Raw genomic sequence first — 12,157 nt, forward strand, 5'->3', positions numbered from 1 at the left:
CGATAGTTCCACTTTTCGTTGTAATGTAGAATATTATTAGTGCTTTTCTTCTGTAAGATAAATAGTTGCGTGGATCTTGTTATACAATAATTGAAATTATGACTAAAAATAGCTAAGTCCTAAGGAGCTGCTTTCTATTGTCCAGTAAGTCGAGGAATAGACGATTATCTATTTCTTAAGAAAAATCGAATATTTGCTGAAGAATTAGTCATAAAAAATTGTATATTATATAATAGTTGCAGAGTTAGAAAGTGAGGACTTTTTGATGAAATATATCGTTTTAGCAAAAGAAGCAATCTGGAAATTTTGGAGAAGAGCTCACCTTAATCAAATTATTATATTGCTTTTATCATTATCCATTTTATTTGTACTTGCTTATTTTGCTTATTTGGCAAGTGCTGCGAATGTCGAATCATTAAAACAAGGTTTATCTCAATCAACAGTTATTTATGATAAAGATGGAGATGAGGCAAGTAAAATATCAGCCAATAGGATCGAAGGAGTATCGATTGATACAGTTCCAGCCAATTTACAAAATGCTATTATCGCCATTGAAGATCATCGCTTCAAAGAGCATAAAGGATTTGATGTGCAAGGGATCATGAGGGCGGTTTTCCTTAATCTAAAATCTGGACGAATTAGTGCAGGGGGAAGTACGATAACACAGCAATTGACGAAAGTTGCATTATTATCACCTGAACGCACATTTAAGAGAAAGCTGGAAGAATTATTTTTAGCGGTTGAAATGGAGAAGACATTTACTAAAGATGAAATCTTGGAAATGTATATGAATCAAGTGTATTTCGGAAGTGGTGCATATGGCGTACAAAACGCCTCAAGAAAATATTTTGGTAAAGATGTAGAAAATATTACGTTAAGCGAAGCAGCAACTCTTGCCGGGATTATAAATCGCCCGACTGCATTGGATCCTTATAATAATTATGATGGAGCTTTGAAACGACGTGATGTCGTACTGGGGCAAATGAAAAAGTACAACATGATATCGGAACAACAATATAATGATGCAACAGCAGAAAAAATTGTATTGAACAATAAAGGAGGAGACCCATTAAAAGGGAAATATCCTTATTATGTAGACGCAGTCATAAATGAAGCAATTAATTTATATGGTTACACACAAGATGAACTTTTAACAAGAGGGTATAAAATATATACAGAAATGGATCAAAATCTCCAATCCTCCCTTGAAAAGGTGTACAAAAATGATTCGCTATTTCCTGTTAGCAGCGATGGAACTTTAGCACAAAGCGGAGCAGTTTTACTTGATCCAAGTTCGGGTGGTTTAAGGGCACTTGTAGGCGGAAGAGGAGAGCATACTTTCCGTGCTTATAACCGTGCCACTCAATTAACTGCACAGCCAGGTTCTGTAATGAAACCACTAGCAGTGTATACACCTGCATTGGAGGCTGGATACACTCCACAGGCAAAGCTAAAAGATGAAGCTGATGTATCCTTTGATGGTTACCAACCAAAAAACTATAACCATCAGTATCTTGGAGAAGTCCCAATGTATGAAGCCATTGAAGAATCTATGAATGTTCCTGCAGTATGGCTATTAAATGAGATCGGTTTAAGTAAAGGAATAGATTCTGTTCAAAGATTTGGTCTTCCGCTTCAAGAAGACGACAAGTATTTAAGCCTTGCTCTTGGAGGAACGAAAACTGGATATTCTCCTAAACAAATGGCTGAAGCTTATGCCGTTTTCGCAAACGGGGGACAAAGGGTACAAAGTCATATCATTACTAAAATAATAGGACCAACCGGAAACATTGAGGTTGAAGTTAAACCTAAGAAAACTAGAGTTACTGACAGAAAAACAACAGAGCTAATGACCTCAATGTTATTAAATGTTGTTGAATCAGGAACAGGTAGAAATGCTCATATAAATGGTTATACAATAGCTGGTAAAACCGGCTCAACACAGCTCCCATTTAAAGATATAACAGAGGGTACGAAAGACCAATGGTTCGTAGGATATACTCCTAATTTGGTCGGTGCTGTCTGGCTGGGATATGATTATACAGATCGTACCCATTATTTAAAAGGTAGAAGCGGAGATACGGTTGTACCTATTTTCCGTGCCATTATGAGTGGTGCTCTTCCGAATGTTGATAAAATGACGTTCGAAACAAAATCGATTAATGAAAACTTGAAACAACAACAGGAAAACAAAACAATTAAAGAGAAGCTTGAAAATTTTGATGATAAAATGACAAAAGAAGCAGAAAAATGGAAGAAAAAGCTTGAAAAAGGAAAAGGAAATCTTAAGAAGTTTGAAGAAAAGCTGAAAGATATTTATAAAAAATATGGACATTAAGGGGCGTTTTTTCGTCCCTTATTTTTTTCGTGCGTTCTTAGGTGAAAACTATGAAGAATTATGAGAAAATAGAAATTGTGTAATAAGAGGATTAGGAGGCTATACATAATGGAATATCGTATTGAAAGAGATACAATCGGCGAAATAAAAGTCCCTCAAGATAAATATTGGGGAGCGCAAACACAAAGAAGTAAAGAAAACTTTAAAATTGGCGGAGAGAAAATGCCAATCGAAATTATAAGAGCGTTTGCGCAATTAAAGAAAGCTGCAGCCATTTCAAATAATAAGCTAGGGAAATTATCTGATGCAAAAACTGCGGCTATTTCAAAAGCATGCGATGAAGTGTTGGAAGGTAAATTTAATGATCATTTTCCACTTGTAGTATGGCAAACAGGAAGCGGTACACAATCCAACATGAATGTAAATGAAGTAGTAGCTAGACGTGGTAATGAACTGTTAAAAGAGCAAGATTCCGATGAGAAAATTCATCCAAACGATGATATTAACATGTCGCAAAGTTCAAACGATACGTTTCCGACAGCTATGCATGTAGCTGCATATGAAGATATCTACAGTCGTTTAATACCAGCGTTAAGCCAATTGAAAGAAACGCTCCTAAAAAAAGAAGAGGCCTATATGAATATTATCAAAATTGGCCGCACTCATTTACAGGATGCTACACCTATTACTCTAGGGCAAGAAATTAGTGGTTGGCGTGCAATGCTAGAAAAAAGTGAAAAAATGATTAAGGAAAGTGCAGAGCATTTACTTAACTTAGCGATTGGCGGTACAGCTGTAGGTACAGGAATTAATGCAGATCCTATATTTGGTGACATGGTTGCAGCACAACTTGGAGAACAAACTGGGTATTCTTTTGTTTCTTCCGATAATAAATATCACGCTCTCACAAGCCATGATGAAATCGTATATGTGCACGGTGCATTAAAAGGACTTGCGGCCGATTTGACGAAAATTGCTAATGATGTTCGTTGGTTGGCTAGTGGTCCAAGGAGTGGAATTGGCGAAATTACAATTCCAGCAAATGAACCAGGAAGCTCTATCATGCCTGGAAAAGTCAATCCGACACAAAGTGAAGCATTGACAATGGTGGCAGTCCAAGTATTTGGAAATGATGCTGCGATTGGTTTTGCAGCAAGTCAAGGTAACTTCGAACTAAATGTTTATAAACCAGTTATTATTTACAACTTCTTGCAATCTCTTCATTTGCTTGCAGATGGAATGATTTCATTCGATGTTAACTGTGTACAAGGACTTGAACCAAATGTAGATGTAATCGAAGAAAACGTAAATCGATCTCTAATGCTAGTAACAGCACTGAATCCATATATTGGATATGAAAAAGCAGCTGAAATCGCTAAACTTGCATTCAATGAAGGCACTACATTAAAAGAAGCTGCGATCAAAACAGGTTATGTATCAGAAGAACAATATAATGAATGGATCGTTCCAAGTAAAATGGTAAATCTTTAATAGCATCGTAATTTTTACGTAGAATATCCTAGAAGTAGAGAGCACCAGTTTTTGATTGGTGCCCTCTATCGTTGGAAAATGAGGTAGGAAGGTCCCCAATCCGTGAATAGGCGTCCATCGCCGTTGCTGCATTCATCGTTAAAATCACATCGCTAACAAGTAATCATATAAACAGCCCCCGGTATTAAACCGAGGGCTTTTCCATTATTATGAAATTGTGTGTTAGCGAGAAAAACCGCCAAGCTGTTGTTCAGCCATTTGAACTAAACGCTTTGTAATTTCTCCACCGACAGATCCGTTAGCACGAGATGTAGTCTCTGCACCAAGGTTTACTCCAAATTCTTGAGCAATTTCGTATTTCATTTGATCAATTGCTTGTTCTGCTCCGTTTACTAAAATTTGGTTGGAGCTGCTGTTGTTAGCCATTTTGTGTCATCTCCTTGTTGTGAAATATAGTATTGGTTGGGCTAGCCGGAATTGCACCGGCGCACAATGGCTGTGCCAACTTTGGTTAACCCAGTGATGATTATGACTTCGTTTGTATTTTGTATTATGATTTTTTTTACTTTAAAATATGCGCTTATCTATCAGGGAATTTTCACCAAATATTTAAGTAGTATGTAAAAATTAGTATGCTTCTTTTTTAAAGAAAAAATCTGCTATATTTTAGTTAGTGGTTTAGAGTGTCTTACTTAAATTAAGCCTTTATTATGAAAATGGCTGCATTCGTGATAAAGCTGTTGAAAGTCTGATTTAGTAGCGTGACTTTTTGATTTACGATGTAATTAAAGGGTTGGTGGAAAATGCTGTTAATCCTCGAAGAAAATGATCAAAAATCTAATTTGAGTGTGCATACTGGTCATAGTAAATTTGTCATGATTACATATGGAAATTATCAAAAAAATCTGTTTCAATCGTGAATCTCATCAAATTTTAGGTGACTGTTCAAAATTTCAAATTCATTATGAACTATCCCTGATTCAAAAAAAGAAAAAAACTATATTTCGAAATCAAGATCAAGCGTATTAAACTCTCTGTTATTTTCAATAAAATTTGTTTGTTAGGTGAGGAGAAAATAAAGTCTTTTTTTATCTGTAAAAGTTGAGTTTGTTTTCATTGGTGGTCAATTAATAAAATTATGGAGTATTTAGAAGTGGGAAAATGATTCTATTTGTAACGAAAGGAAAAAATAATTACTTTGAAAAATAGTACGAATAATAAGCATATAAAAACACCCTTTGTCTTGGAGACAAGGGGTGTTGGTATTTAAAAATTAACGAATTCTTTGTTCAGTTGTGATATCAAAGAAGTGAGCTTTGTTCATGTCAAATGCAAGATCCATTTTTTGACCAGGCTCTACAATTGTTCTGGAGTCGATTCTAGAAACGAATTCTTGATTTCCAACTTTTGAATATAGCATTGTTTCAGCACCTAAAAGCTCTGCAACTTCGATTAAAACGTTGATTTTTGTTCCTGATGAAGCTTCAATGAATGCTGGCTCATCGTGAATATCTTCTGGACGTACACCAAGTACAAGATCTTTTCCAACATAGCCTTGGTCACGAAGCATTTTCATTTTACCTTCTGGAACAGAAACCTTGATTTTGTTTTCTAATGTGAAGCCATCAGCTTCTAGTTTTCCGTGGAAGAAGTTCATAGCAGGTGATCCGATAAATCCACCAACAAAAATATTGTCAGGATTATCATAAATTTCTTTTGGACTTCCTACTTGTTGGATAATACCATCTTTCATAACAACGATACGGCTAGCCATTGTCATCGCTTCTGTTTGGTCATGCGTTACGTAAATAGTAGTTGTTTGTAGTCTTTGGTGAAGCTTTGCAATTTCAGCACGCATTTGTACACGAAGCTTAGCATCAAGGTTAGAAAGCGGCTCGTCCATCAAGAATACTTTTGCGTCACGAACGATTGCACGGCCTAGAGCAACACGTTGGCGCTGACCACCGGAAAGAGCTTTTGGTTTACGATCTAAGAAGTTTTCAAGACCAAGGATTTTAGCAGCTTCGTTTACACGTTGCTCAATTTCTTTTTTCGGCATTTTACGAAGTTTCAATCCGAATGCCATGTTATCATAAACACTCATATGTGGATAAAGAGCGTAGTTTTGGAATACCATCGCGATATCGCGGTCTTTAGGAGCAACATCATTTACTCGCTTGTCATCAATATAGAAATCACCTTGTGTAATTTCTTCCAATCCAGCGATCATACGAAGTGTAGTGGATTTACCACACCCAGATGGGCCAACGAAAACGATGAATTCTTTGTCTTTAACGTGAAGATTGAAGTCTTCAACAGCTGTAACTTTGTTATCATACACTTTATAAATATTGTCTAAGCGTAATTCTGCCATGTTATTTCCCCCTAAAAAATTAATATTGTTATTAATTTATAGTTTACAGAATCCGCTTTCACTAGACCATGGACAGGGTGCACAAAAAAATAGTTAGATTTTTGGCAGGCTGCATATTATTTTTCGTCAATATGCAAACATGCTAAATAGGCAAAAAATGCTCCATGAAATGTTTTTATGTCGATTCCTGTTTTTTCGATGAACTTATCTATGCGGTATTGTAAGCTATTTCGGTGCATGAAAAGTTGTTTTGCAGTCAGTGTGGCATTTGATTGATTTTCAATATAAGCCTTAATTGTTTCAGCTAAATCAATATCATCTTTTAATAAAGTATGTACATCGGCAAACAAGATATTTTTTTCCTTATTTGGAATCATTCGATATAAATATAATGGCATCAGTTTTTCTCGAGTAAATATTCTTTCTTCCGGATGTTCAGATTGAGACAATTCCAACATTGATTGCTCTAAGGGAAATAATGATTTTAACGAATCGTTTGTTTCTTGAAATTGACCTATGAAAAAATGAATTTTAAAGAAAAAGTCACTTTCAAATGCTTGAATTGCAGAAAAAAGTTCGTCTTCTGTTATAGAGACATTGCTTTGCTCTTCTATAATTACTCCGTGGCTATTGCTAAAAGGAACAATAATTATTTCATCCGAAAAAACGCTTTTCACAGCTTCTTCCCATTCAACAAAGTGAAATTCATCACGAATATTATTAATAGAAAAATGGATAAATCTAATATGGTCAGAATGTGTAGTTGGAAAGGGACCTTCATATTTCAAAAAATTTCTCCATTCCTTTGCAGAATTTGAAAGAGTAGGCTCGATTTCCGTATCACTTTCAAATGGGAACAATACATGTAATAAAGAACTTTCTTTTTCGGAAAGAGCCGATTTCGGTATACCTATATAATTATTTTCATTCTTTATCCAAATATAATCAGGATCAGTACTAGGCTTGTTAGTAGATATAGCGTTTGGATATAATTTCAATAATCGATTGAACATGATGTCGCCTCTTTATTTAAAAATTCTATATAGTGATTTCTATTCCATGCAATTTTTCTAATAATTGGAAAAAGTATATTTTTGAAAAGAGAAGGGCTGACATGATGCCAGCCCATTAAATTTCTTTCGGTTCATCTTCAGGGAAAAAGTCGATGGCTTCCTCTATGTTAGTGTAATCCGCTCGCATATGAACAGAGCCGCCAGACATTCCTTCGTTAACCATTCTGTCTACATCAACATATAGTTGATCTCGACCCTCATTTTGTGCATCAGGTAAAAATTGATGTTCTTTTTTATCTTTACTCATATTACATCATCCTCCTTATGAATAGTTTGGAGGCAAGATGTGTGGTACATTCATTTTAATAATTGGTAAATATGTGTAATATAGATTTTGTCAGCGCTGATTGTCATAAATATGAAAAATCATTAGGTCATGTATTTGTTTTTCCAATGCTAATAGATGATGCTCATCAGGCGATATAGATTTCCATTCAATGTTTCCATTTGGATGATAGATCCCTGTATATTTTTGTTGATGAAAATAAAAGGAAAAATTCCATCCAGGAAGCTTTGTTTCGTCATATAGCGGTCGAAGCTGGAAATGTTGAAGCATATATTTCACCTCATTTTTATTGTAACATAAAATTCTGTTTAACTTACTAGATAATGAGAATCCTTTTGTACATTGAAATCGTAAAAGCTATAATATGTTTTGTTAATTTACTTTGCAACAACCGAGGAGAGGATATTTAGATGCCGAATGGATTGTGGTTAATTTTATTTATGGTATTAGTTGGTGCTGTTATTGGTGGTTTTACTAACTTTATAGCGATTCGAATGTTATTTCGTCCATATAAAACTTTTTATATCGGAAAATGGCAACTGCCTTTTACTCCAGGTTTGATTCCTAAACGGCAAAATGAACTTGCTGCTCAAATTGGGAAATTAGTAGTAGGGCATCTAGTCACACCGGAGAGCATTCAAAAAAAACTGTCTGAAGATAAATTTAAGCATGATATGGAAACTTGGTTTTCAGGAAAGATTAGAAGTTTTTTAGAAAAAGGAATGACGTTGGAACAGTTATTAGAACAAATTCATATCGAAAATCCAAGTGGAAAAATAAATGACTATATAGATAAAAAACTTGAAAATAAATATACAGAAATGAAAGGAGAAATTTGGAGAAAAACAATTCAAGACATTTTACCAAATGATTTAAAAGAAAATATTCATAGTAAAATTCCTGATGCTGCAGATCGAATCCTTCAAAAAACAATTGAATATTTTTCAAGCTCCGAAGGAAAAGACAAAGTCAGAACAATGATAGAAGATTTTTTTAAGGATCGTGGAAGACTTTGGAATATGATTCAAATGTTTATTGGAAATGATTCATTAGCTGAAAAAGCTCAACCAGAAATCATAAAATTTTTAAATAATCCTGGAACTAAATCAATGTTAGTAAACGTTATAGAGTCGGAGTGGAATAAAATACAAAATAATCCGTTAGGAGAAATGTTGAACAAATTAGAAGACGAGGAAATGTTAATTTATATAAAAAGGTTTGTAAAGAATACAGTGCAGTTGGAAAAGTTTTTTAAGAATGATATATCGGAAATTCTATCACCTTTAAAAGATAAGCTTGAAGAAAAGTTTGTACCACGTATATTGGAATCAGCAGGAATTTATATTGCCCAGAGGTCCGGGGAAATTATAGAAAGATTTCAAGTGGAAGCTATTATTCGTGAACAAATCGAATCGTTTTCTCTGCCTCGTCTTGAGGAACTTGTCATTTCAATTGCCAAAAAAGAATTAGTTATGATCACATACTTAGGAGCACTTCTTGGTGGAGCAATTGGCCTAATTCAAGGTATTATCGTTTTATTAACTTCGTAATATGATAATATGGCAGAAAGGAGGTAATTCCCTAATGGCTACAAATTTATATGATTACGCCTATGAACTTGAGCATGCTTTAAGAAAAAGTAATGAGTTTATTTATTTAAAGCAAATGTACGCTGCTGTTGAAAATGATCAAATTGCAAAGTCGATGTTCGATGCTTTTCGAAATGTTCAGATGAAGCTTCAGCAAAAACAAATGGAAGGGCTCGATATTACTGAGACTGAAGTAATGGAGGCACAAGAAATTGCCAATCGTGTCCAATCAAACGAAAAAGTTACGAGATTAATGGAAGCTGAACAAAGAATGAGTACATCCATTAATGAATTAAACAAAATTATTATGAAACCACTTGATGAGTTGTATGGTTTTATTAACAGATAAGAAATCTGATCTAGAATAAAATTGAGCAATTCAATCTGGAAGCCGCTTTTCTAAAGAAGGCGGCTTTCCTTTTTATAACCGATGTGTTCTATCCTATAGACATTTTACATAAATATTAGAAAGAATTGTTATATTCCGCACGATGAGGGGGGACATCATGGTTTATAAAATGCTTGTTTTGAATATTGACGGTACATTATTACAGGATAATGGCCGCATAAATAAAATGACCCGTGAAGCAATTGAGTTTGCTCAATCGAAAGATATTAAAGTGATATTGGCCACATCCTACAATTTTCCAACGGCAAAAAGGGTAGCGAAGTCATTAAAAATTGATAACCATATTGTTGCGCATCAAGGTGGTTATATAGCTAAGGAATTAACCAAGCCTGTTTATGTTAATAGAATAAACGAGAAACTTACGAGGGAAATAATTTTATTTTTAGAATCCTTTTCATGTCAAATTAAACTTGTTCATGAACAATTTTCAATGGGAAACAAAGTGAAGCTTCCAGATAATATACTCGCTAAAGTAGTGTTTCAACGTGCGAACCGTTTTTCTTATTCGGAGCAATATGTGGATGAACTTAGTGAAAAACTCCTTGAAAGCCCAATCTCACCGCCTAATATAGAAGTTATTTTTGACAAACCCGACCATCTATCAGATGCGAAAAAAGCGATTGAGGAAATGTATGATGAAGTTGTATGTATTGAAACAGATTACAATAAAATCGATATTGTTGCTGCTGGAGTTTCAAAACTAAATGGTGTCAAGTTTTTATGTGACCAGCATTTCATAAGAAGGGAAGAGGTTGTAGCAATTGGTGCCGGTCTCGACGATCTACCTTTAGTGCAATGGGCAGGACTTGGCGTTGCGATGGGGAATGCTCCAGCAGTAGTCCGATCCGTGGCCGATTGGAACACGAGAACCAATAATGACAACGGTGTTGCTTATATGGTAAAAGAACACTTCCGCAAACAATACAAACTAGAATTTTTGAAAAAAATTAATGTGTTAAAATAATATTTTTGAAGCGCTCCTTTGTGAGGGCTTTTTTATTTTTAACAATAATGTATTGAATGTAACTTTGTAGATCACTTTTAAGAAGAGTGTTTTCGTAAAGAAGTTTATAAGTTAGTTCATATGAAGTTAGCATTAATGTTCTCAACATATTTTAAGTTCGATCAATCTCTTACTATAAAAATTTTAATAAAATAACCGCAACATTTATGAAAAGAGCTTTTAAGAAAAAAGTGCCCTTCTTGCGTAGAGACAATCGTCTCGAGGTCAAGTAACAGTCTTTTGATCCTTATACACAGAAGGCGGGCGCCTTACGTTATTATTCATATGCTTGTCCTTTCATATCCCAGTCCATTGTTGTATAATAATAGGAACGTACATTCGATAATTGGAGGGCTTTCAATGGACGGAATTCGTTTTATCCATACTGCAGATTTACATTTAGATAGTCCTTTTATAGGCTTAAAACATTTGCCTAAAGAGCTTTTTAACTTAATTCAAGAAAGCACTTTTAACGCATTTGAAAAGGTAATTGACGCGGCTATTGATGATGGAGTTGACTTTATCGTAATTGTTGGGGACTTGTTTGATGGTGAAGATCGAAGCATTAAAGCGCAAGCGAGATTACGAAAGCAGATGGAGCGGTTAAAAGAAAAAGGCATAAATGCTTTTGTTTTGCACGGAAATCATGATCATTTACAAGGGAACTGGGCAACTTTAAATATGCCGGAAAATGTTTTTGTCTTCGGTAAAGATATTGAAATGATGTCTTTCATATCAAAACGTGGTGATAAAGTACACTTATATGGATTCAGTTATGGGGAACGTCATATTGTTGACAGGAAAGTATTAGAATATCAAAAATTAGGCAGTGCAGATTTTCATATCGGCCTACTTCACGGGCATTGTGAAGGTGGGACTTCTTTACATCAACCCTATGCTCCATTCACAATTCAAGAATTGTTAAAAAAAGATATGGATTATTGGGCGTTAGGCCATATACATACGCGGCAAGTTTTACATGAAAATCCATTTCTCGTTTACCCGGGAAATATTCAAGGTAGGCATAAGAATGAACAAGGGACTAAAGGTTGTTATCATGTTTCCCTTTCAAAAAGTGGATTAGGAAATCTTTCATTTATAGAAACTGCTGCTATTCTATGGGAAACAGTGAACATTTATTGCGATGAAAATATTACACTTACCGAACTGTATAACAAATGTAAGGAAGAAATGGAATCTAGCATGGAATCCAATCAAAAATCGATCATGATGGAGTTAAATTTGCATTTTCAAGGACGGTTATCAAATGAAATTACTTCAGTACTAGATAACGGAGATTTTTTAGAGATGCTTCAAGATGGAATTGATTTTCACGAATTATTTGTTTGGCCATATGCATTACATAAGTGTGTAACAGTAATTAGCGATCATCAAGATTCCTTTTTTAAGAATCTTAATGCTACGGTTGAGGAAATGGAGCAGGAGGATACGTTTGAGGAGATCGTATCAAGTTTGTTTTCACATATATATGGAAGAAGATATTTAATAAAACTCGAGGAAGAGGAGAAAAAAGGACTATATGAGGAAGCTAAGGAATTGATTGTCTCGAGTATTGCACGGGAAGGGAGGTAAA

At 34.7% G+C, this 12,157-nt stretch carries 11 protein-coding genes; 6 read left to right on the top strand and 5 right to left on the bottom strand.

Going from position 1 to position 12,157, the window contains the following annotated elements; translation table 11 throughout:
- The first annotated feature begins 265 nt into the window (after positions 1–265).
- Both MT489_RS00290 and fumC read left to right on the top strand, forming a co-directional pair.
- Positions 266–2,338, top strand: a complete 2,073-nt coding sequence (locus MT489_RS00290) for a transglycosylase domain-containing protein (protein ID WP_244679512.1) — start codon at positions 266–268, stop codon at positions 2,336–2,338.
- A 108-nt stretch (positions 2,339–2,446) separates the two neighbouring features.
- The gene (gene fumC, locus MT489_RS00295; protein ID WP_244679513.1) at positions 2,447–3,829 is read left to right on the top strand and encodes a class II fumarate hydratase; all 1,383 of its coding nucleotides are present in this window, start codon (positions 2,447–2,449) and stop codon (positions 3,827–3,829) included.
- A gap of 222 nt (positions 3,830–4,051) precedes the next feature.
- Here the strand turns inward: fumC and MT489_RS00300 are convergent, their stop codons facing one another.
- From MT489_RS00300 to MT489_RS00320, 5 genes are all read right to left on the bottom strand, one after another.
- Positions 4,052–4,255 carry an alpha/beta-type small acid-soluble spore protein gene (locus MT489_RS00300; protein WP_244679514.1) on the bottom strand — a complete coding sequence of 68 codons (204 nt, stop codon included), beginning with the start codon at positions 4,253–4,255 and terminating at the stop codon, positions 4,052–4,054.
- An 847-nt stretch (positions 4,256–5,102) separates the two neighbouring features.
- On the bottom strand, positions 5,103–6,203 hold the full coding sequence (locus MT489_RS00305; protein ID WP_244679515.1) for an ABC transporter ATP-binding protein: 1,101 nt from the start codon (positions 6,201–6,203) through the stop codon (positions 5,103–5,105).
- A 116-nt stretch (positions 6,204–6,319) separates the two neighbouring features.
- Entirely contained in the window at positions 6,320–7,216 is an 897-nt protein-coding gene (locus MT489_RS00310) for a PucR family transcriptional regulator (RefSeq protein WP_244679516.1), read from the bottom strand.
- A gap of 115 nt (positions 7,217–7,331) precedes the next feature.
- The gene (locus MT489_RS00315; RefSeq protein ID WP_244679517.1) at positions 7,332–7,523 is read right to left on the bottom strand and encodes a hypothetical protein; all 192 of its coding nucleotides are present in this window, start codon (positions 7,521–7,523) and stop codon (positions 7,332–7,334) included.
- 90 nt (positions 7,524–7,613) lie between these two features.
- Entirely contained in the window at positions 7,614–7,832 is a 219-nt protein-coding gene (locus tag MT489_RS00320) for a YheE family protein (protein WP_244679518.1), read from the bottom strand.
- A 140-nt stretch (positions 7,833–7,972) separates the two neighbouring features.
- Between MT489_RS00320 and MT489_RS00325 the strand changes: the two genes are divergently transcribed.
- The 4 genes from MT489_RS00325 (at position 7,973) to MT489_RS00340 (ending at position 12,156) form a co-directional block, all read left to right on the top strand.
- Positions 7,973–9,112 carry a DUF445 domain-containing protein gene (locus MT489_RS00325; RefSeq protein ID WP_244679519.1) on the top strand — a complete coding sequence of 380 codons (1,140 nt, stop codon included), beginning with the start codon at positions 7,973–7,975 and terminating at the stop codon, positions 9,110–9,112.
- A 34-nt stretch (positions 9,113–9,146) separates the two neighbouring features.
- Complete coding sequence (locus tag MT489_RS00330) at positions 9,147–9,500, top strand: YlbF/YmcA family competence regulator (protein ID WP_244679520.1); 354 nt, start codon at positions 9,147–9,149, stop codon at positions 9,498–9,500.
- 157 nt (positions 9,501–9,657) lie between these two features.
- Positions 9,658–10,524, top strand: coding sequence for a Cof-type HAD-IIB family hydrolase (locus MT489_RS00335; protein ID WP_244679521.1), 867 nt, complete (start codon positions 9,658–9,660; stop codon positions 10,522–10,524).
- A gap of 399 nt (positions 10,525–10,923) precedes the next feature.
- The gene (locus MT489_RS00340; protein ID WP_244679522.1) at positions 10,924–12,156 is read left to right on the top strand and encodes a metallophosphoesterase family protein; all 1,233 of its coding nucleotides are present in this window, start codon (positions 10,924–10,926) and stop codon (positions 12,154–12,156) included.
- The last annotated feature ends 1 nt before the right edge of the window (position 12,157 follow it).

Origin of the sequence: Lederbergia wuyishanensis (genome assembly GCF_022900255.1) — a bacterium.
Taxonomy (GTDB): Bacteria; Bacillota; Bacilli; order Bacillales; family Bacillaceae_C; genus Lederbergia; species Lederbergia wuyishanensis.

Bases quoted from the DNA above. Each gene is read 5' to 3' on its own strand.
- MT489_RS00330 (WP_244679520.1), top strand. From the start codon at position 9,147: ATGGCTACAAATTTATATGATTACGCCTATGAACTTGAGCATGCTTTA.
- MT489_RS00340 (WP_244679522.1), top strand. From the start codon at position 10,924: ATGGACGGAATTCGTTTTATCCATACTGCAGATTTACATTTAGATAGT.
- MT489_RS00305 (WP_244679515.1), bottom strand. From the start codon at position 6,203: ATGGCAGAATTACGCTTAGACAATATTTATAAAGTGTATGATAACAAA.
- MT489_RS00290 (WP_244679512.1), top strand. From the start codon at position 266: ATGAAATATATCGTTTTAGCAAAAGAAGCAATCTGGAAATTTTGGAGA.
- MT489_RS00325 (WP_244679519.1), top strand. From the start codon at position 7,973: ATGCCGAATGGATTGTGGTTAATTTTATTTATGGTATTAGTTGGTGCT.
- MT489_RS00310 (WP_244679516.1), bottom strand. From the start codon at position 7,216: ATGTTCAATCGATTATTGAAATTATATCCAAACGCTATATCTACTAAC.
- MT489_RS00300 (WP_244679514.1), bottom strand. From the start codon at position 4,255: ATGGCTAACAACAGCAGCTCCAACCAAATTTTAGTAAACGGAGCAGAA.
- MT489_RS00335 (WP_244679521.1), top strand. From the start codon at position 9,658: ATGGTTTATAAAATGCTTGTTTTGAATATTGACGGTACATTATTACAG.
- MT489_RS00320 (WP_244679518.1), bottom strand. From the start codon at position 7,832: ATGCTTCAACATTTCCAGCTTCGACCGCTATATGACGAAACAAAGCTT.
- MT489_RS00315 (WP_244679517.1), bottom strand. From the start codon at position 7,523: ATGAGTAAAGATAAAAAAGAACATCAATTTTTACCTGATGCACAAAAT.
- fumC (WP_244679513.1), top strand. From the start codon at position 2,447: ATGGAATATCGTATTGAAAGAGATACAATCGGCGAAATAAAAGTCCCT.